Genomic DNA, 19,623 nt, shown 5'->3' with positions numbered 1-19,623 from the left:
TGCGTAGTGCACCTATGGTTTTGCGCTACGCGATTGTCTGCCATACCGATGAATTTGATCAGTTTATGGCGTAGTCCATACGGTTAGCGAACGCGTTCATAATTCAGTGGTTCCTTGGATTTGGTTGAAGCACCGTATTTTGCGTCCGAGTTACAGAGCTGCCTCGGCAGATCTATGTTGGCTTAGCCCGCGTTTTGAAATCTGCAAAGTCTAGTTGTGAATGTCTGCTGATAACTGCTGCGGGTTTCCAAGCATAGTCTATAGATTGTGGAACGTTGGGCATAGTTTGACGATGATTGACCAGCGCTTTGCTGAGGTGTGATGGTCCTAAAATGATTGACCGAAGAAAATTCGCAACCGCGTCTCTGGCGTTTGTGGCAACAAGCCCAACTGTCTTGCGAGCTCGCCAACCCAAACGCGTAATTGTTGTAGGGGCTGGTGCCGCTGGGATGACGGCGGCATATCATCTGAAGAGCGCTGGTATCGATGTGCATATACTTGAAGCATCAGACCGCTGGGGAGGTAGAATCCGACGCCTCTCGAATTTTGCTGATGTCCCGTTGGACCTTGGTGCAGAATGGATCCACGATGAACCTACGGTCTTAGGTGAAATCATAGGCCGAGGCCCAGACACGCTTGGTGTTGGTACACTTGAGTATCGGCCCGAAACCTACCGATTCTGGCACAACGGGCGGTTGCGCGATTTTGACTTGCTTCGGCATGCCTACGCCGAGGTCAAGTTCTACGATACGACCTGGTATGGGTTCTTTGAACGCTTCGTATTAGCAAGGATCAAAAACAATATTCGATTGAACACGCCAGTTAGCTATGTCGATTTGAATGGCGACGGCATCAAAGTTCGGACACATCGTGGACAGACATTCCATGCAGATAAAGTGCTTGTCACAGCACCAATCTCCATGTTGCAACAGGGGCAAATCGTGACCTCCTCAGCCGACGTCAACGCAAGGCTCGAGAACTTGCGTGATTTTCAATTTGGCGTCGGGTTCAAGGTCTTCATGAAATTCCGCGAGCGGTTTTACCCTGACATACTGTTTGAAGGATCTCGAAGGAGCGTGCTTTCCAATGGTTGGTCCGAAAAAATCTACTACGACGCTGCTTTTGGAAAACCGACGGATGAGAACCTGCTGGGGTTGTTTACGGCTTGGGACACAGCAATTCCGCGCTCTGAAATGAACCACTCGGAATTGGTGCAAGACGTCCTGCGAGAATTGACTGAGATCTTTGGTAAAGCCGTACGCGACAGCTTCGTTTCGACACAAGCGCTCAACTGGTCCAAGGTGCCGTTCATTGGAGGTAGCTATTCTATGTCCAATCAAGGTACTTCGGACATAGATGAAATTCTCCGGCCTGTATCGAACAAACTCTTCTTTGCAGGAGAGGCACTTGGCGGGGATGCTCAGTCAACAGTTCACGGTGCAGCATTCTCCGCGATCAACGCCGTGTCGCTCCTTCTTCAGACATAGTAAGTTCTGCGGCCTTAGTTAAATTTCCATTTCATAGCGCGGCTTGGAAACTGGAATCTCCGGTTTGAGCTGGGATGCCTGCCAATCGAGTTGAACACCAAGAACGGTCACACCGAACGCTAAGCACGCAGTTCGTCACACTCGCAAGGCGTCAACACGGAACACCATACCCAGAATTTTTGCAAAGCAGGCGCAGCGGCATACGGAATGCAGTATAGTCTTATTACGTTATTCCAAGATGCTTGCCGGTGGCTGCCATGACCGAGAATGATATCGCGGTTAAACCCTCCACAGTTCAAATTGGTGATCTACGTTTCGATGTGCAATCTCACGATCTGTTGGACGCGTCCGGCAATCGGGTCAAACTTCGGAACAAGAGCTTGGAAGTTCTCGCGTGTCTTGCCAAAAGACGCGGCCACGTCCTGACGAAGTCAGAAATTCTCGAATCCGTGTGGCCGGATGTGACTGTATCGGACGAGAACCTTACGCAGTGTATTGCAGAAATCCGGCGCGCAATTCGGGATCGTGAACAAACTCTCCTGACAACACATATTGGAAGGGGATATTGCCTAGAAGCAGACCAGCCAACCTTTCGACAGCATCACTATCGGATACAGGTTGCAGCGGCGGGCACGGTGATTGTAGCCGCTATTGCGGTTGTAGTTTGGCTGATGTGGCCAACATCTCAGGCGGGTGGGCCTCCGAGGATCGCAGTGCTGGCATTTGATGATTTGAGCGCCAGTGAAGACAGCGGATATCTTGGAGATGGTGTTGCAGAAGGTCTCTTGACGGAGTTGTCGCGATACCGCGAGCTCGCGATCATTGCCAGAAACTCCAGTTTCAGTTTCCGCGACAGCGGGCTTGGAATTTCGGAAATAGCTGACAAGCTGCGCGCCGACTACGTGATCGAAGGCAGCAAGCAAAAGGCAGGCAATCGGCTCAAGATTACAGTCCAACTCATAAACGGAAACGATGGGACGCATGTCTGGGCTGAAGATTATGAATCGGACATCGGCGATCTGTTTGATGTGCAAAATCGGATTGTACGCGAAGTCACCAACAAAGTCGGACGCGAAGTAACCCGCAAGCCCCCATTGAGGGGGGGAAGCGAAGCGGTCGGGGCACTTCACAGCTACATCAAGGGCATGCAGCACTTTCAACAGGACACAGTTGCGGGAACATTGGCAGCGCGTGATCTGTTTGACGAAGCCGTCAAAAATGACCCAACTGCGCCATTTGGCTATATTGGCCTGACGTGGGTTCACTGGCGCGACCTCTGGTCAAATGAGGTTGATCCAGATTTGCCGAGGAGCGAAAAATTAGCACGAGCCGAGGCCCTTGCCGACAAGGCTCTGTCGCTCGACCCAGAATATCATTTGGCCCACGTTGCGCGGGCAGATGTGCACATCGCCGCAGGGGAACTGGAAGAAGCGGTTGTACGATATTCGGTCGCGGGTGAATTGAACCCAAACGACGTTCTAGTGATGGTTGGCGCGACGGATGCATTGGTGTTCTTAGGTCGGGAAGAAGAGGCCATCACGCTTCTTGAGAAAGCAATCAATCTCGATCCGGTTACGCCTGGTTGGTATTTCCACCAGCTCGGCTGGGCTCAGTGGAGTGCCGGGCAGTGTGATGATGGCTTGGAAACGATGACGCGGATGCCGAGCATATCGAATAACGCCCTCAGGGTCCTTGCAGCGCTTCAGATTTGCAGTGGGGATACCGAGGCTGCAAAAAAGACGATGCAACGTTTCAGGAAAGCAAACCCCGGACGGACGGTTGCAGAAGAGATAGAATTTTTTGGTGAGAGTTGGCGGGACCCGGCCAAGATGGAGCGGTGGGCTGACGCTATGCGTTTGGCTGGCATGCCCTACGGCTCTTGATCAGCTTAAAGAAACTAACCTGAAAGCGGTACTTCCGCCATTTCTCATACAAATTTCAGACCAATTTCACGCTGATCTCACGACACTCTCGATCGCCGAACCTATTGGTTGCGGGTATCCGCGATCATATACGCGACGTTGCTTCAGCATGGCGCAGTTTCATTGCAGGTCGCGAAAGCAGATGATCCGCGGGGTGGCTGTCATGGGTAGGTTTGGAAAGAAAGTTGTATTTCTGACAGCCATTTTGGTCGTGGTTTCGTTTATGCCTCATGGTGGCAAAGGTCAGTCAATATTGCCGCCCGATGTTGTTGAAGCACTGGAATCGTGGATTGACCGTGAAACAGATTTGCCAAGGCGCAAAAACGCACCGAATGTAATATTTGCTGACAGCCTGCCCGCTGTAGACGCGAATGAGCCAGCAATGGCCATAGGGCGCAAAACTCGTGGGCTCTATGATCCCGATACTGCAACGATCACTCTGATAAATCCATGGAGCGTCGAAAATCTAAACGACCAGTCTGTGCTACTGCATGAGATAATACACCACCGGCAGTCGGCAGCGAACTGGACGTGCCTAGGTGCAATGGAACATCCAGCATATCAGCTACAAGAAAAGTGGCTGAACCAGTTCAATCTAGCGCTGGATGTGAATTGGATCGCTATCGTGCTTGCGGCAAACTGCGCACCACGCGACTTCCATCCCGACTGACATCGCGTAACATCTTCTGCATTAAACGGGAAAATTGGAAGTCGACGAGCAGCCGATTTGTCAGCACTATGCCTCATCTAGGAAAATGGGGGCATCCATGGTCAAGACGCGCAAAATTGTCATAGTGCGAGAGCACATAACGTCTGATGCCTTCGGTGAGCCATGTGAGGCGGTGTGCCGCGTTGCGGCTGCGGCAGTTTTTCCGAATCCGATGGCGGGCCGTTTCGACGCTGACCTCACTCCGCTTTTTGAAATCGGGGCTGAGCTTGGGCAACAACTCGCTGAACAAGCAGTGTCGCAGCTTAACGGTCCGCCAGTATCTTATGGAAAGGCTGCGATTGTTGGGGTTTCAGGAGATATGGAGCACGGCGGCGCAGTCATACATCCCAGGCTCGGCGCTCCGATGCGGGCCGCAGCAGGTGGTGGCGAAGCAGTCATTCCATCCAACGTCAAAATTGGAGCGGCTGGGACTTCAATCGATTTGCCACTAGGTCACAAGGACAACCCCTGGTCCTTCGATCATTTCGATACAATGACACTTTGTGTGCCGGATGGGCCTCGTCCCGATGAAATAGTCATGCTTTTGGCATATGCTGATCGCGGCCGTCCTATCCCGAGATGCGGAAGCGGACCCGTCAAAACATAGTAGTTTTGCAGTCATACACTTCCGATGAGCGGCCTTCGAAGTATCGGTGGGGACGTGTGTAAACACTTTCCGGACTTAGATGAGAGGTATCAAAGTAATGCACCCCACAGAGAAAATAGTTCGGCAATTTCATGAGTCCTGGGATTTGCGTGACCCGGACCGAGGCGCAGCCGTAATTGCCGAGGATTGTGACTTTGAGGACATCGCGCGTGGCGAGAAACTTCTGGGAAAGGAAGCATACAAAGCAGACTACCACCGCTGGCGCGAGGCATTCCCCGATGGGCTGTGCAAGGTTGAGAATGTCGTGGTTAGCCAATGCGGCGAGTGGGCTACTGTTGAGTTCCGAAACACGGGCACCCACACCGGGACGCTGCGTTCAAGCCTCGGAGATTTCCCGCCAACAGGAAGGCGGGCCGAAGTCCGTTATTGCTCGGTGATGCGCGTTAAGGACGGGATGGTGGTCGAGGGCCGAGATTACTATGACAGCGCCACGATTGCGCGACAACTTGGTCTGGTTGAATAGCGCATTGGATCAAGCTGCGGTTAAATCCACACTCAAAGATCGCTTCGCTCAAATAACTACTTTGTCCGAATATCGGAATCTGCAAAGCTGTTATTGTAATGTCCGCTAATGGCAGACCTCGTTCACCTGGCAAGGGCATCCACTTCGGTTATTGACGGCTCGCGGGAAGCATCCAGTGAAACACGTAGAGGATCACAGGAGTGGGTTCGGCGCTTCGCCGATGCCCTGAACGTCGCGCAGCCTCAGTTTGTTGCGCTTGCAGAAGTAGCAGATGCGTACCGCGAGCCGCGCAAGCTTATGCGCAAATGCAGCGCAAGATTTCTAGCGAGCACACTGTGGAATTACTTAAGCAGAGACAACTCTGCCTGTTGTATGAGGATAGCTGAAAGGCATTACCCGCACGTTTCGAGGCAGGCGTGTTTTTTGAATCCAAGACGCTACTCAAACCGGTATATGCACGCATCGATATCGCTACTGGCAACAGTGACACTTCGCTGTTCCTCAAATTCGAAAGTTCTGGTCAACCGTGACGCAAAATCCTCCGAAACCTGAACTGTACCGGGAACGCCGGTACTTTCCATTCTCGCCGCTATATTTACCGTTTCGCCCCAAATATCATAAGCAAACTTTGCTTTTCCGATAACGCCAGCGACGGCAGGGCCGGAATGCAATCCGATCCGGACGACAAGAGGGTTGCCGGTGTCAGGTCGATCAAAGTTTTTTGCAGCGGCCAGTACGCCGCGCGCAAGATCCATGGCCCCGTCTTCCGGGTTGGGATGAGGTGTCGGCGCACCGACGGTGATCATAATCGCGTCACCGATAGTCTTAATCTTTTCGGCGTTGTGTAGTTCGATGAGATCATCAACCGCCACGAAGAACTTGTTCAGGAACTCGACGATCTTTGCCGGTGCCTGACCTCGGCTCATTTCAGTAAAGCCAACGATATCGACAAACATGACAGCCACACGCGAATGTTCGTCTGCGATCTGATCTTCTCCGGCCTTTAACCTGTCAGCGACAGTCACGGGCAGAATGTTGTGCAATAAGCGCTCGCTTTCGTCATGCGCAATCTCAAGCTCTTTTTCCGCCTTTGAGGCCGCTCGAATGAATGGCACTACCATCGCCAGCATCAACATTGGCCATGTCACGACCCGCATAGCGAGATCCCCGGGCGTGACCTGAAAATGGGGATAAAGGGGCGCATGGGTCAGCATGTACTCCTGTGTGAACACGGCTGCCGCCAAAACGAGCGCAGAAAGAACCAGGGATAATATCAGCGGATAAAAAGGCTGCACATAAAGCAGAACGAGAACCAGTAGAATTGCATCCAGAGCACCAAACTCGGTGCCGACAGAAATCGTCGCAACTATCGCGTGGGATACAAGCTCGGCCAGTGCGAACCAATAGGCCGAACGGAACCATCCCCGATACAAAAGCAGCATGCATGTTGTGAAAACGATGACGCTGCCAACGTTGAACCAGGCCATGAGCCAAACTTCCCGGTCCAGGAAAAACAGTATCGACAGACCGTGAGTGACACCCGCAAGGAAATAAAAAATGCGCCAGTAAACGAAATATCTGGCGACTTCCCTGGAAACCCAACCGGGAGCTATGGTTACTGCGTTAAGTCCGCGCTGGATTTTGGGAGTGCCCCGGCCAGCAAAGCTGGGGGCACTCTTTCTTAGCAGATTCGATTGCCCGTTTTCTTTCACAAACCGATCTGCTCTTTGATGCCACCGATGAAGGTAGCATCGTCAGCAGCCTTCCGATTGGTCAGCACGAAATCGGCATCCTGCCCTGCGCGATATCGCAGAGTTTTGGTGCCATCGGTCACTGCCGTCCAGATCACTTCTGCCACGACTTCAGGAGGGGACGGCGGGAACGCCTGATTTGCGAAAGACCCCATTACGGCGGTTACGACACCTTGATACTCCTCAATGGCTGGCTCATTGGCAAAATCAAAGCTACGCCCGGAGAAGTCCGTCGCAATCATGCCCGGTTCCACGATCTTCACTTTTACTCCGATGGCCTCCAGCTCATAGTGCAGAGCCTCAGAGATGCCTTCGACAGCAAACTTGGTTCCGTGATAGAGTGTGCCAAGCGGAAAGGTCATTTGCCCACCGATAGAGCTGATATTGACGATGGTGCCGGATTTTCGGGCGCGCATTTGAGGCAGAACCGCTTTGGTCACTTCCAGAAGGCCGATGACGTTTGTGTCGAACTGACGGTGGATACGGTCCATGTCGAAGTTTTCCAGCGGACCGTAAGCTCCGTAGCCCGCATTATTCAGAAGAACATCAACTCCGCCAAACTCGTCGAGGGTGACTGAAACCGCAGCTTCGATGGACGCCGTATCGGTTACGTCAAGACGCGTCACCAGAACGTTGTCCAAAGCGGCCAGCTCTGCACCATCTTCGGGTTTCCGCATAGTGGCGACGACATTCCAGCCCTGAGCTTGGAAGTGCCTTGCGGTTGCCTTGCCAATACCGGTTGAAGCCCCGGTAATCAAAATTGTCTGTGCCATTTTCGTTTCCGTTTGTTCACGCGAGTTGAGTTCTGTGCGTATGGGTGGTGCTTGGATTATGTGGGGAAGTGGGCGTTTGCGCCTGCCGCACCGTCAGTTTTGCCTTCAAAGTCTCGTAATTGAGAACCGGCTTCGTGCGCTTGTTCCTGGGTCGCGCCGGTCACAAAGGCGCGGCTTTACAGATTTGTATTACAGTTTCGTTGGGCACAACTTTCTCCTTCAGGCGCGAAGCCTGTTGTTTGGTTGGTAACTTCAGTGGGGAGCGGCTAGCGGGCTACAGGAGCCCGCTAGCTGGAGGCGAAATCAGACGAAGGATACTCCATTGGCTGACATGGGAAGGTGCGTTACGCGCGTTCCGGAAGCCGCCGCAATCGCATTGGCGAGCGCAGGAGCAGCGGGCGGGGTGCCGGGTTCACCGACGCCTGTTGGGGCTTCGGCGGAGGGAACGATATGCACCTCGATTGCTCCGATATCGCTGATGCGAAGCGGCTCGTAATCCGGGAAGTTGGATTGATCCACTGCACCACCGGTCAGGGTGATCTGGTCGCGCATAACGTGACCGATGCCATAGCCAGCGCCGCCCTGAATCTGAGCTTTTACGACATCCGGGTTTACCGCAATGCCGCAGTCTACGGCACAGGTGACCTTTTCGATCTTGATGCCACTGTCTGCATCGCCAGACACTTCAACCACTTCAGCTACGTACGAGCCAAAGGACTTGTGAACCGCGATACCCTGAGCGCGACCGGCAGGCGCATTACCCCAGTTGGCCTTCTCCATCGCCAGTTTCAGAACGCCCGCTTTACGCTTTTGATCAGCGTTGCTGTCATCGGCCAGATGGGCCAGACGAAACTCGATCGGATCGCGGCCAGCAGCTTCGGCGGCTTTGCTCATCATGGTTTCCATCACGTAGGCCGTGTGGGTGTGACCCACCGAACGCCACCATAGAACCGTGGTTGCCTTGGGCGTATCCGTCAAACCCAGCGCCATGCCAGGGATCGAATAGGGACTGTCTGCAATACCTTCGACCGAGCTGTGGTCGACGCCATCGTGTACAGAGAACGCTTCGAATGCGGTGCCCTTCATGATCGACTGACCGGCCACCTGATGCTGCCATCCAACGATGTTGCCCTGACCATCCAGGCCTACACGGACCTTGTGGCCAAAGGCTGGACGGTAGTAACCACTGCGGATGTCGTCTTCGCGAGTCCATACCAGTTTTACCGGGCGGCTCCGGTCGGTGATGACAAAGGCCAGCGCCGCCTCGACCTGATAGTCGGCTTCCGGAGTTGCACGGCGCCCAAACGACCCACCGGCCAGCAACGTGTTGATCTCGATCTGCTCGGCTGGAAGTTGGAATATCTGTTGCAGGGCGTAATGAACGCCAGTCGGTATCTGGCAGGCGTCGTGCATTACGATCTTGCCATCTGCCGTCTGCTCGATGGTGCAGTTCATCGGCTCCATCGGGGCGTGAGCCAACAGCGGGAAGTAGAAGTTCTCCTCCAAAATCGTGTCCGCACCGTCAATCTTCGCCGCGACCTCTGCTGCATCCGCTTTGTTCACATTGTACTGAGGCTCGGTGTCCAGAGCGGCGCGAATTTCAGCCTCGATCTGATCCGAGTCACGTGTCTCGGCCGCAGACAGATCCCATTGGACTTCCAGCGCCTCACGCGCCTGAATCGCTGCCCATGTGTTTTCGGCATAAACTGCCACACCGGCCTGATTGGGCAGCGTGGCTGCGTTGATGAAGCCCTTGACCTCCCTCGAGGCGCTGTCGTCGAATCCTACGACGACGCCGCCACGCGATTCCGGGCGTTTGATCATGACGACCATCTGGTTCGGCAGATGCATGTCCATACCGTATTTCGCCTGACCATTGCCCTTGATCGGAGAATCCTTGCGGCGCACAGATTCGTTGCCGATCAGGCGGAACTCAGACGGATCTTTAAGACGCGGCTCGGCAGGGGCATCAAGTTGGGCAGCCGCTGCAACGAATTCGGCGATCGGAGCCGACTGTTCGCCTGCTTTGACGACCCCTTCCTCAATGGTGATACCCGACGCGTCCACACCCCAGGTCTGAGCTGCCGCGGCGATCAGCATCTCGCGCGCAGCAGCGCCAGCCTGACGGTATTGTTGCCACGAGTTTGCCATGGCGGTCGACCCACCAGAGCCCTGGACCTGGCCGAAGAGCAGGTTGTTGTAGAGCTGTGGGTTCGATGGGGCGAATTCGTATTCTATCTGATCCATGTTTGCGCCGATTTCTTCGGCGACCAGAGTCGGCAAGCCGGTTGCGGGCCCCTGCCCCATCTCAAAGTGCTTGACGATCACGGTCACGGTGCCGCCGGCATCGATCTTCACGAACGGGTTGAATTGAGCGCTTTCGGAAGGCGCGGCAGCGAGTGCGCCATCAGGACGTGCGCCGACCAGAAGAACGGCACCAGCGGCGGCTGCGCCTTTCAGGAAACCACGGCGGGAGGTGTTGACGGTCATGAATCAGGCCTCCAGAATTTCAGATGCGCGCTGGATACCGGCGCGGATGCGTTGATAGGTGGCGCAACGGCAGGCATTGCCCCACATGTATTCGTCGATCTCTTCGACGCTCGGCTTGGGGTTTTCCGACAACAGGCCGACAGCAGACATGATCTGCCCTGACTGGCAATAGCCGCACTGGACCACGTCCAGCTCAACCCACGCTTGCTGAACGGCCGCCCCGATTTTATCTTCGTTCATCGCCTCGATTGTAGTAATCTCGGCACCTTCGACGTCTTCGACATAGGTCTGGCAGGAGCGTACCGGCTCACCGTCCAGATGCACGGTGCAGGCGCCACAAGACGCAACACCACACCCAAATTTGGTCCCGGTCAACTTCAACTCGTCTCGGATCACCCACAGAAGTGGTGTGCCCTCCGGCGCTTGGATGTCGCGCATTTGACCATTGATCTTCAAGCTAGTTGGCATGTGGGCTGTCTCCCTTTTGGATTCGCAAAGCATCGGCATTTCTAGGCTGGAATGGACAAGTAGACTCAAATACTACTTTTGTCAACTTGTGCTTTACAAGTAGACGTCTCGGGTCTAGATCGGTCACATGACGATGAACGAGAAGAACCTGAAAATCGTAGAGGCTGCGTTTGGTCTATTCGCCCATTATGGTGTGGCGAAAACGTCTATGACTGAGATCGCTGCCGCATCGAATGTGTCGCGCCAAACGCTGTACAAAGCATATGAAAGCAAAGAAGATTTGATCTTCGCAGCCCTTCTTCACTACGCTGAGAAAACAAAGGCTGAAATCGAAAGTGACTGCGCAACAGCAACTGATCTTGAAGATCGGCTCGACATACTCTTCAGGCATATGTGCGCCGCCCCTTTCGACGCCATGCAAAGGTTTCCTCACCTCGACGAAATAGTGGAAATTGGCGACAATCTCTCATCTGAGCGGGTGAAACAGATCAGGGGCAACTACCTTGGAGCAATCGGCGTTGTGTTGGCGCCCTTCGAAAAAGATCTGAACAACGCGGGTGTCGACCTGTCGCAGCTTCAGAACATGATCAAGAGCATGTTTACACAGATCAAGCGTGACGCAAGCGATGCTGAACATCTCAAGGATCTCTTTGATCCTTTACAAACAATGATAGTTTTCTGTGTTCGGGACAGGCCTTAACGGCACAATTGGGTTGCCAGAAGAACCAAATTGGCGCGGGTAGTATCAACTGCGTCAGCCTACGCTATCAATCTCTATGAAAGAGATCACAAGCTTAAGATTGGCCAATGGTCACTTATTAAGTGAAATTAGGATGAGGTGCCGCTGCCTCATACATCCGGCAGGGTCGGGAAGATGAATACATCACCGATCCGCACAAATCCCGACTATCGAGTCGTCGGGCGGCATCCCTGATACAAACGGCCGCTATGATTGCACTCTTTATCATCTCGCGCGAAGTACAGACTTTCTCTGCGGCGCCGAGATCATCGCCCACCAGATGACATAGCGGATTTTTCAGCTAACCGACCGAAAAAACCCTATTGCTGATTGCATTCCGGACCGACCATTCCAAAAAAGCCTTACCGGTGCCTTGAATTTCTGGACCAACCATTCCACATCTTGCTCATGAGCAATGAAACCCTCTCAGTTGGCGACATCAGATCACCTGCAGGCCCAGGTCGGCCTCGTGCCTTTGACGAAGCGGAGGCTTTGGAAAAAGCCTTGTGCGTTTTTTGGCACAAGGGCTACGAGACTGCGTCTGTCGACGATCTGACCAAGGCCATGGGTTTGAGCCGGTCCAGCTTCTATGGAGCGTTCGGCAACAAGCAGGCTTTGTTTCACAAAGCTCTAAGCCACTATTCAAGGCGCGCCTTGAAAAATCTGCGTGCTGTTGCAGACGCTGGTGGGAATGATCCCGTTGGAGCGATGATGGAAGCATTGGCCAACCCGCAGGGCGGTCGTGACGGCTGCATGTTGATCAACTGCCTTACGGAGCTTGCCCCGCATGATGATGAGGTGGCGGCTCTTGGGCGGCACCACTTGGAGAGCATTGACAAAATTATTGCGGGAGCGCTTGAGCCTTCAGATCCGGATCAGGCCCTCGACAAGGCGCGCGCCTATGCCTCCCTTGCAATCGGCACGCTGGCCCTGCGTAAGGCGGGCGTTCCTGCTGAGCAGGTATCGCAAACCCTGAAACAAGCCCGGCTGGTGATTTCGCCTTAACGCCCTCCCCTACCATAAGGACCTGAAACCCAACACAAACACCAGCAAGAAACGTAACCCTAATATTGGACTATTTAGTCCAAAACTTTCTGAACTAAGTTGACCAACGAAGGAAACAGCAATGGCTGATGAAAAACTATTCTCAGGCGCCAAAGCCGGTGCAATCGAGCTGAAAAACCGCGTTGTCATGGCGCCACTGACCCGCAACCGGGCAAGGGCAGAAGATGACAGCGTTCATGAATTGCAGGCCGAATACTACGCCCAGAGGGCGGGTGCTGGTCTGATCATCACAGAAGCTTCGCAAATCTCGCCTCAAGGCAAAGGCTATGCCTGGACGCCCGGCATTTATTCCGAAACACAGATAGAAGGCTGGAAAAAAGTGACCGAGGCCGTCCATGCAAAGGGTGGCAAGATCGTGATCCAGCTTTGGCATGTAGGCCGGATTTCCCATACCAGTTTGCAGCAGGACGGCGGTGCACCGGTTGCACCATCCGCAATTGGTGCCAAGGCGATGACTTTTGATGGCGATCAGTTTGTCGAAACGTCGGAGCCGCGGGCGCTGGGCATCGAAGAAATTGCAGGCATTGTCGCCGACTACCGGCAAGCCGCGGAAAACGCCAAAAAGGCGGGGTTCGACGGTATCGAGGTCCATGCAGCCAATGGATATCTGATCGATCAGTTCCTGCGGGACGAGTCCAACAAGCGTGAAGACGAGTACGGCGGCCCTGTTGAGAACAGAGCGCGATTCCTGAAAGAGGTCATGGACGCGGTTGTCGACGTGTGGGGCGCCGCCCACGTTGGTGTCCGCCTCAGCCCATTCTCGAGCGCCAATAACATCTCCGACAGCGACCCACAGACGACATTCTCCCACGCGGTCAAATTGCTGAATGGTTATGGTCTGGCTTATCTCCATCTCGTTGAAGGACAAACCGGTGGCCCGCGCGAAATTCCGGAAGGGGGCGATCTGAAGGCGCTCTATGACCTGTTTGACGGCGCGAAAATGGGCAACAACGCTTATGACCGGGAAATGGCGATTGAAGCGGTCGCGGTCGGAACCCTCGATCTGGTGGCCTTCGGTCGGCCGTTCATTTCCAACCCGGATCTAGTCAATCGGCTGGAGAAGGACACGACACTGAATGAGTTGGATTCTACCACCCTCTATGGCGGCAACGAAAAGGGGTACACCGATTATCCAGCACTGGAAGAGGAAACGGTTGCAGCGGAGTAAAACCACTGCTCTACCAGCCTGATTAACTCTGTTTTGACAGGCAATACCAAAATAGTGAGCGCGCCGGTTTGGGCGCGCTCACCTTGCGGTCCCGGCAATCTCTGTTGTTGAAGCGGGGAGAAAAATTTGTTTCTGGAGACGCTCAGAACCGCGTTTTTTTATTGCAAGAGCATGCCTTGCTTTAGGATGGCAACTCGCCGTCGACACCTTGCACAAACCAGTTCATTTCATGAACCTGCTTGTCGGTCAGCGCTTCTCCTTCGCCGATTACAAGTTCGCCACTTGCATTCGTGATAGGTCCGGCAAACGGGTTCAGTGTTCCATCGTGCAGCGCTTGCTCGACATTAGTTGCGGCTGATTTTACCTCATTCGGTAGCGCTTCGTTGTACGGAGCCATCATGACCAATCCACCACTGATGCCGTCCCAGGTGTGATCGGTTTCCCAAGAGCCATCCAAGACATCCTGAACGCGGCGTATGTAGTATGGCCCCCAATTGTTCACGATTCCTGTGAGGTGCGCCTTTTTAGCGAATTGAGACATGTCCGCATCCTGACCGAAGCAGTATACACCTGCCTCCTCGGCTCTTTGGCAGGGCGCCGGGCTGTTTGTGTGCTGGGTAATAAAGTCAGCACCTTGATCGAGCAATACCTGTGCGGCGTCTGCTTCCAGTGCAGGGTTATACCAGGTATTGACCCAGACCACTTTCACCTCAACATCCGGGTTTACCTTTTGTGCCGCCAGCGTAAAGGCGTTTATGCCCATGATGACTTCGGGGATTGGGAAGGAAGCGATATATCCCACGGTATTTGTTTCAGTCATCATCCCGGCGATTGTTCCAAAGACAACCCGGCCTTCGTGGAAACGCGCATTGTACACACTGACATTGGGTGCGGTCTTGAAGCCGGTATTGTTTTCGAAGTGGACGTTCGGAAACTTTTCGGCAACTTGCAGCGTCGGCTCCATAAAACCAAATGAAGCCGTAAAAATCAGCTCATGGCCAGTCAAGGCAAGCTGGGTGATGACGCGGGTGGCATCAGGGCCTTCGGCTACACTTTCAACGAATGTTGTTTCGATCTGATCGCCAAAATGAGCAATGACGTCCTGTCGCCCGACCTCATGTCGATAGGACCAGCCGTTGTCACCGATCGGAGTCGGATATACAAATCCAACTTTTAGTTTTTCTTCAGCAAAACTTGGTCCTGAACCCAAGACCATTAACGCGGCGGCGCAAATCCCGCTTGCAACAAGCGTTTTGAACTTGAGCTTGTTTTCCATCGAATATCCTCCCTGTTCATCCACCGGATGCAACGAACCGAGTTTGGCGTGGCACCGTTCTCGCGATTTGCTGCAAGGATCGGGTGACGACACGCATTGCGACGTTGCACGAAGCCTGACACCGTTTCGGCTTCCTGTTCGGATTTGGTTAGGGAAATTATTGATCAGCCACCGATACATTCAAGCGCATACATTCGCTTATTGCGTGCGCAAAATTAGAACGGCCTTGCGGGATTTTCTATCTTCGATCGAATATCAAACACAACCTTCAGGCTGTGTTTGACTGAAGCACACGGCTTGTCACTTGCCGCGGCAAGTAATCTGCAACCGAGCAAAATCCTGTCACGCAGCCGTGGTTTTTGCCCCGGCATCAATTTTCTCCAAGGTCTGCACCAATATTTGTGCCAGAGCTTGAGTTGTCTCGGACATTTGCGCGGGGTTACGACCACTGAGCGTCAGAATTTCGTATATGTTTTGGCCTTCGATCTGACAGAACAACAAGTCTCCTCTGGTCACTTCATCGCGCACATCCGCCCAGGTCAAAAAGCTGACGCCAGCACCCTGAATGACAAGCTGTTTTATCGCGCTTACCGAGTTGGATTTTGCTATGGCCTGCGAATTCAAGCCCATACGCTGGATCATGGATTTCACGGTTGCGTTTAATGACAATGAACGATCCGGAAGCACCAATTGCTGCCCTTGCAGTTCCTCTTTCCCAACCACACCCTTTGACCGAAGCTCTGGTGTAGGTTTCATTACAGCACCGATATCCAGCCTAGTTTCATAATGACAACGGAAACCGAGATCTCCTGGCATGTTAAAGGCAACAACCAAATCAAGCTCACCTGCAAGCATCTGCTGAACCAGTTGAGATGTCCCAGCCACGACGACATCAATGGCCACGGACCCGTGGTTTTGTCTCACCTCGTCATAAACTGTCGCCAGAAAGCCTTCGGCAAAGCATTCCATGATCCCCAGGCGCACATGACCAACACGCCCCTTCAGGACTTCGATTTCGCTTCTGAGAGTCTGATCCCGGATTTGAAAGTCCCGGATGTATTCGACGACCAGCTTTCCAGCTTCGGTCAAATTCATTCCTTTGGCATGGCGCAGGAACAACGGGGTCCCTAACTCCCGCTCCAGATTCAGAACGTGCCGATTTATCGCAGACGGAGCCAGATTGACTCTTTCCGACGCCTTCCGGATCGAGCCTGAGCTGGCAACAATTTCAAGAACGTGGGCAGCCTGGGTGAGCAGTGGCATCATAGCGTCCTAATTTTTAGTCCTGATTGTCCGATTTATTATCATAGATTGGAACACTGCTTCCTCCTAGCCTTAACAAAAATTCTTAAAGGGTAGAGAAGAAATGACACGTGATGTCCTGCTTTGCGCACCGCACGTACTGACAATGGATACGCAGAATACTGTCTTAATCGACGCCGCTGTTCTCGTGCGTGGAAATGAAATCGCTGCCGTCGGGTCGCGCGAGCAGCTGGTACGCGGAAACCCGCAAGCAAAAATTCAGGAATTTCGTGATAGCTTGCTCATGCCCGGACTCGTCAACGCACATTGCCATTCGGGCATTCTGCGTGGAACAGCCGAAGGATTGCCCGTCTGGGATTGGTTGCGCATGTATATCGATCCGATGCACCGGGTGCTCAATGCGCGTGAAGCAGAAGCAGCATCATGGCTTTGCTATGCGGAATCGGCTTTATCCGGGTCGACGACAATCGTTGACATGTGGCGGTACATGCATGGTAGCGCGAAGGCCGCGGATACAATCGGCACACGGGCTGTGCTTGTGCCTTATGTCGGTGAACACCCGGACTACAACTATTTTGAAACTTTGGCATCCAACGAACAGCTTCTGGATGACTGGCATCGCAAGTCGGAGGGTCGGATCAATGTTTGGGTGGGGCTTGAGCACTTGTTTTATGCGTCGCCCGAAAAGCACCGGGACTTCATTGATCTCGCGCTGAAATATGACACTGGCTTCCACACGCACAGCAACGAAGCCGAGATTGAATTGCGGGAAATGGACCGCCGCTATGGCAAGCGTTCTGTTCATGTTCTCAAGGATTTGGGTTTCTTCGAACCTCGAAATACTCTGCTGGCACATTGTGTCTGGTTGGACGATTCCGAGATCGAGATCATCGCCGAAAATGATGTTGGCGTCGCCCACAACCCGGTCAGCAATATGAAGCTGGCAAGTGGCATCGCGCCGGTGGAAAACCTGCTCAAGGCAGGGGTAGCAGTCGGTATCGGCACAGATGGGGAAAAAGAGAACAACAATCTCGATATGTTCGACGACATGAAGTGCACGTCTCTCCTTGGAAAGTTGAACAACCTGGACGCCAGCGCATTGGATGCGTGGGAGGTCCTGCGCATGGGCACAATCGACGGCGCAAGAAGCATCGGCATGGAGAATGAGATCGGTTCTTTGGAGGTCGGCAAGAAGGCCGACATCATTGCGATACGCACTGACACGCCGCGCATGACGCCATTGATCAGCGAAGGTGAATTCTTCAATCTCCACTATAATCTGGTGCATTCAGCGCGGGGCTCGGACGTCGTCATGACAATGGTGGACGGAAACCAGATCGTGAGTGATGGGCGACTTTTAACCGCTGCTATGTCTGATCTGATCGGTGAGGTTCACGACGTGCTTCCAGGACTGTTTAAGCGCCGTGCAGCTTTTCTTTCTGAAAACACCGATGGTGCGGTGAGCCCAGTTTGAAGGTCAGTACCGCTTCTGAAAAGCTACATAGTCATTAGGCAAACCTTTTGGCGGGCCTCAAATGGTAAAATAGGAAAATCTGATGTGCGATGATCTGAAATATCTGCGGCAAACCATTAAAATCGCAAAGGAGTGTCGAGAATCCGGCAACCATCCCTTCGGGGCCATTCTGGTCGGCCCACAAGGTGATATTTTGCTTAGCGCTGGAAACTCGTACTCGTATGAAAAAGGCGTTGGACACGCGGAGTTGAATGTTGCCCGTGCCGCAAGCCGAAAATACCAACCGGAGTACTTGGAGAAGTGTACACTATACACATCGGTAGAGCCGTGCTGCATGTGCGCCGGGGCTTGCTATTGGGCAGGGATTGGAACGGTTGTATACGGGATGACTGAAAAGCGACTGGCTGTACTAACCGGCGACAACGAGGAAAACCTCACATTGGACCTGCCGTGTGAAACCGTATTTGCAGCCGGCCAGCGGACCGTAGAAACCCGCGGGCCATTTGCCGAGATCGAAGAAGAAGTTGCCGAGGGTCATTTGGGTTTCTGGTAGTTTGATGCAAACCACGAGAGACTTTTGAAAAGCTGATCGTCGAAAAGGGGCTGCAAGCAACTTTGAAAGAGGCAAATGCCGGCTACGAAGGGTTGGACTGACCATGCAATCTGCCGGTTTCCTTGTGGATCGACTGGCTACTGCATTTGATACACCCTGCGCAGCCAGGAAGCCGATGAAAAGCCGCAACGCAGGGCGAATTCTTCAATGCTCAGTCTGGTGTGCGCGTTCAGATTGCGCGCACACGTCAGGCGCAGATATCAGATGCACACGCCCCCTTCGTGTTGCTTGAACGGGTTGCTCTCCGTAATTTAATCAGTCGCAAAAACGCCTGCTGTTCTAACCCTGACCAGCGATCCAATCGAGGAATTTGTCAGCTGAATTGCGGTCCGCTGCGCGGGGCATCAGGCAACCAAAATAGCCACGATGTGTCTTGATGCGCCGGTCGGTGATCGGTGTTAGCAACCCAAGATCGAAATGATCCTGGAGCAGTGTCTCCCAGCCAAGGATGACGCCATCACCGTTCAAGGCCGCCTGAAGATAGACCATGAAACTGGTAAATTTCCGTTCGGAGGCCGGGGCGGATGGAACAAGCTCTGTCCCGTCGAAGAACGTGGTCCAATCGTCGGTGTGAAGGCCCATTGTCAGATAGAGCAGCGCGTGCTCTGAAAGCGCTTTTAGGTCGTCCCCAATCGATGCGGCCACGTCCGGCCGGGCCACTGCGACCATACTCTCTTCAAAAACCAAAGCCTTTCGCATGCCCGGCAAACGGTCAGGATTGTCGAAAGCGACCACGATATCGCTCTCCAAATCGTAGGCGTCGTTCTGGTCCCGCGAGATCAGCTCAATTGAAATATCGGGATGCATGGCCCGAAATTCGGGCAGGCGCTTCATCAGATAGCAACTGGCAAAGCCTATGGTGGTGTTGACGGTCAAGCGCGCTCGGTTCGGGTGCTGGCGTACCATTTCCAGCGCACTGCGGACCTGCGTGATACCACCCGAGATTGCCCGATAAAGCACTTCGCCTTCCCGCGTGAGTGTCGCAAAGGGCCGTGTCCTGTTCAAAAGCTTCACGCCCAGCTCAGCCTCCAACTCGGCCACGCGGCGGCTGGCCGCCGGTTGCTGTACGTTTAATTCTTGCGCCGCTCGGGTGAAATTACGATGCCGGGCCACGGCCTCGAACGCGGTCAGACGTTTCCAGTTCAGTGCCGCCATACCATTCCTCCACGGAATGAAAGGTATAAGCGTTTCGGGCGTTCTAACAATGGTTAAGGCGAAATAGGGTTCCGTTGAAAGCAAATGCATTCAGAAAGGTGCACGACATGCCGCCTCGCAAATCGGGCCGGTCCGACGGA

The 19,623-nt window shown here is 53.6% G+C and carries 17 protein-coding genes; 10 read left to right on the top strand and 7 right to left on the bottom strand.

The window, feature by feature from the left end:
• Positions 1-332: 332 nt before the first annotated feature.
• From ACR0NA_RS14960 to ACR0NA_RS14940, 5 genes are all read left to right on the top strand, one after another.
• A complete protein-coding gene (locus tag ACR0NA_RS14960; RefSeq protein ID WP_480730125.1) occupies positions 333-1,487 on the top strand; it encodes a flavin monoamine oxidase family protein in 1,155 nt (384 codons plus the stop codon).
• A 257-nt stretch (positions 1,488-1,744) separates the two neighbouring features.
• Positions 1,745-3,370: a winged helix-turn-helix domain-containing tetratricopeptide repeat protein gene (locus ACR0NA_RS14955; RefSeq protein WP_480730123.1), complete on the top strand. Its 1,626-nt coding sequence runs from the start codon at positions 1,745-1,747 to the stop codon at positions 3,368-3,370.
• A 181-nt stretch (positions 3,371-3,551) separates the two neighbouring features.
• Positions 3,552-4,079, top strand: coding sequence for a DUF6647 family protein (locus tag ACR0NA_RS14950; protein ID WP_480730121.1), 528 nt, complete (start codon positions 3,552-3,554; stop codon positions 4,077-4,079).
• A gap of 34 nt (positions 4,080-4,113) precedes the next feature.
• Complete coding sequence (locus tag ACR0NA_RS14945; protein ID WP_480730119.1) at positions 4,114-4,725, top strand: amino acid synthesis family protein; 612 nt, start codon at positions 4,114-4,116, stop codon at positions 4,723-4,725.
• 79 nt (positions 4,726-4,804) lie between these two features.
• A complete protein-coding gene (locus tag ACR0NA_RS14940; RefSeq protein ID WP_480730117.1) occupies positions 4,805-5,248 on the top strand; it encodes an ester cyclase in 444 nt (147 codons plus the stop codon).
• A 437-nt stretch (positions 5,249-5,685) separates the two neighbouring features.
• On the opposite strand, the gene ACR0NA_RS14935 is transcribed toward ACR0NA_RS14940, so the two are convergent.
• From ACR0NA_RS14935 to ACR0NA_RS14920, 4 genes are all read right to left on the bottom strand, one after another.
• The gene (locus ACR0NA_RS14935) at positions 5,686-6,735 is read right to left on the bottom strand and encodes an adenylate/guanylate cyclase domain-containing protein (protein ID WP_480730114.1); all 1,050 of its coding nucleotides are present in this window, start codon (positions 6,733-6,735) and stop codon (positions 5,686-5,688) included.
• A gap of 221 nt (positions 6,736-6,956) precedes the next feature.
• Positions 6,957-7,772: an SDR family oxidoreductase gene (locus tag ACR0NA_RS14930; protein ID WP_480730112.1), complete on the bottom strand. Its 816-nt coding sequence runs from the start codon at positions 7,770-7,772 to the stop codon at positions 6,957-6,959.
• 303 nt (positions 7,773-8,075) lie between these two features.
• The gene (locus tag ACR0NA_RS14925; protein ID WP_480730110.1) at positions 8,076-10,262 is read right to left on the bottom strand and encodes a xanthine dehydrogenase family protein molybdopterin-binding subunit; all 2,187 of its coding nucleotides are present in this window, start codon (positions 10,260-10,262) and stop codon (positions 8,076-8,078) included.
• A gap of 3 nt (positions 10,263-10,265) precedes the next feature.
• A complete protein-coding gene (locus ACR0NA_RS14920; RefSeq protein WP_480730108.1) occupies positions 10,266-10,730 on the bottom strand; it encodes a (2Fe-2S)-binding protein in 465 nt (154 codons plus the stop codon).
• 133 nt (positions 10,731-10,863) lie between these two features.
• Here ACR0NA_RS14920 and ACR0NA_RS14915 point away from each other — a divergent pair, with 133 nt between their 5' ends.
• From ACR0NA_RS14915 to ACR0NA_RS14905, 3 genes are all read left to right on the top strand, one after another.
• A complete protein-coding gene (locus tag ACR0NA_RS14915; protein ID WP_480730106.1) occupies positions 10,864-11,430 on the top strand; it encodes a TetR/AcrR family transcriptional regulator in 567 nt (188 codons plus the stop codon).
• Between the two features lie 447 nt (positions 11,431-11,877).
• Positions 11,878-12,474 (top strand): TetR/AcrR family transcriptional regulator, encoded by a 597-nt coding sequence (locus ACR0NA_RS14910; protein WP_480730104.1) that lies wholly within the window; start codon positions 11,878-11,880, stop codon positions 12,472-12,474.
• A gap of 121 nt (positions 12,475-12,595) precedes the next feature.
• Positions 12,596-13,702 carry an alkene reductase gene (locus ACR0NA_RS14905; protein ID WP_480730102.1) on the top strand — a complete coding sequence of 369 codons (1,107 nt, stop codon included), beginning with the start codon at positions 12,596-12,598 and terminating at the stop codon, positions 13,700-13,702.
• 181 nt (positions 13,703-13,883) lie between these two features.
• On the opposite strand, the gene ACR0NA_RS14900 is transcribed toward ACR0NA_RS14905, so the two are convergent.
• The gene (locus ACR0NA_RS14900) at positions 13,884-14,978 is read right to left on the bottom strand and encodes a BMP family ABC transporter substrate-binding protein (RefSeq protein WP_480730099.1); all 1,095 of its coding nucleotides are present in this window, start codon (positions 14,976-14,978) and stop codon (positions 13,884-13,886) included.
• A 342-nt stretch (positions 14,979-15,320) separates the two neighbouring features.
• Positions 15,321-16,241 (bottom strand): LysR family transcriptional regulator, encoded by a 921-nt coding sequence (locus tag ACR0NA_RS14895; RefSeq protein ID WP_480730097.1) that lies wholly within the window; start codon positions 16,239-16,241, stop codon positions 15,321-15,323.
• A 103-nt stretch (positions 16,242-16,344) separates the two neighbouring features.
• Between ACR0NA_RS14895 and ACR0NA_RS14890 the strand changes: the two genes are divergently transcribed.
• Both ACR0NA_RS14890 and ACR0NA_RS14885 read left to right on the top strand, forming a co-directional pair.
• Positions 16,345-17,715, top strand: coding sequence for an amidohydrolase family protein (locus tag ACR0NA_RS14890; protein ID WP_480730095.1), 1,371 nt, complete (start codon positions 16,345-16,347; stop codon positions 17,713-17,715).
• A gap of 82 nt (positions 17,716-17,797) precedes the next feature.
• Positions 17,798-18,268: a nucleoside deaminase gene (locus tag ACR0NA_RS14885; RefSeq protein WP_170656681.1), complete on the top strand. Its 471-nt coding sequence runs from the start codon at positions 17,798-17,800 to the stop codon at positions 18,266-18,268.
• Between the two features lie 339 nt (positions 18,269-18,607).
• On the opposite strand, the gene ACR0NA_RS14880 is transcribed toward ACR0NA_RS14885, so the two are convergent.
• Positions 18,608-19,483: a LysR family transcriptional regulator gene (locus ACR0NA_RS14880; protein ID WP_480730092.1), complete on the bottom strand. Its 876-nt coding sequence runs from the start codon at positions 19,481-19,483 to the stop codon at positions 18,608-18,610.
• Between the last annotated feature and the right edge of the window lie 140 nt (positions 19,484-19,623).

It is taken from the genome of Ruegeria sp. C11 (assembly GCF_056537725.1).
Note: the sequence above shows the minus strand (reverse complement) of the source record. Positions and strands in the feature narration are given on the sequence as shown.

Excerpts from the sequence above, each read along its gene's own strand:
- ACR0NA_RS14925 (WP_480730110.1), bottom strand. The coding sequence starts at position 10,262 with ATGACCGTCAACACCTCCCGCCGTGGTTTCCTGAAAGGCGCAGCCGCC.
- ACR0NA_RS14935 (WP_480730114.1), bottom strand. The coding sequence starts at position 6,735 with ATGGCCTGGTTCAACGTTGGCAGCGTCATCGTTTTCACAACATGCATG.
- ACR0NA_RS14910 (WP_480730104.1), top strand. The coding sequence starts at position 11,878 with ATGAGCAATGAAACCCTCTCAGTTGGCGACATCAGATCACCTGCAGGC.
- ACR0NA_RS14885 (WP_170656681.1), top strand. The coding sequence starts at position 17,798 with ATGTGCGATGATCTGAAATATCTGCGGCAAACCATTAAAATCGCAAAG.
- ACR0NA_RS14880 (WP_480730092.1), bottom strand. The coding sequence starts at position 19,483 with ATGGCGGCACTGAACTGGAAACGTCTGACCGCGTTCGAGGCCGTGGCC.
- ACR0NA_RS14920 (WP_480730108.1), bottom strand. The coding sequence starts at position 10,730 with ATGCCAACTAGCTTGAAGATCAATGGTCAAATGCGCGACATCCAAGCG.
- ACR0NA_RS14900 (WP_480730099.1), bottom strand. The coding sequence starts at position 14,978 with ATGGAAAACAAGCTCAAGTTCAAAACGCTTGTTGCAAGCGGGATTTGC.
- ACR0NA_RS14895 (WP_480730097.1), bottom strand. The coding sequence starts at position 16,241 with ATGCCACTGCTCACCCAGGCTGCCCACGTTCTTGAAATTGTTGCCAGC.
- ACR0NA_RS14915 (WP_480730106.1), top strand. The coding sequence starts at position 10,864 with ATGAACGAGAAGAACCTGAAAATCGTAGAGGCTGCGTTTGGTCTATTC.
- ACR0NA_RS14960 (WP_480730125.1), top strand. The coding sequence starts at position 333 with ATGATTGACCGAAGAAAATTCGCAACCGCGTCTCTGGCGTTTGTGGCA.
- ACR0NA_RS14905 (WP_480730102.1), top strand. The coding sequence starts at position 12,596 with ATGGCTGATGAAAAACTATTCTCAGGCGCCAAAGCCGGTGCAATCGAG.
- ACR0NA_RS14955 (WP_480730123.1), top strand. The coding sequence starts at position 1,745 with ATGACCGAGAATGATATCGCGGTTAAACCCTCCACAGTTCAAATTGGT.
- ACR0NA_RS14940 (WP_480730117.1), top strand. The coding sequence starts at position 4,805 with ATGAGAGGTATCAAAGTAATGCACCCCACAGAGAAAATAGTTCGGCAA.
- ACR0NA_RS14950 (WP_480730121.1), top strand. The coding sequence starts at position 3,552 with ATGATCCGCGGGGTGGCTGTCATGGGTAGGTTTGGAAAGAAAGTTGTA.
- ACR0NA_RS14890 (WP_480730095.1), top strand. The coding sequence starts at position 16,345 with ATGACACGTGATGTCCTGCTTTGCGCACCGCACGTACTGACAATGGAT.
- ACR0NA_RS14930 (WP_480730112.1), bottom strand. The coding sequence starts at position 7,772 with ATGGCACAGACAATTTTGATTACCGGGGCTTCAACCGGTATTGGCAAG.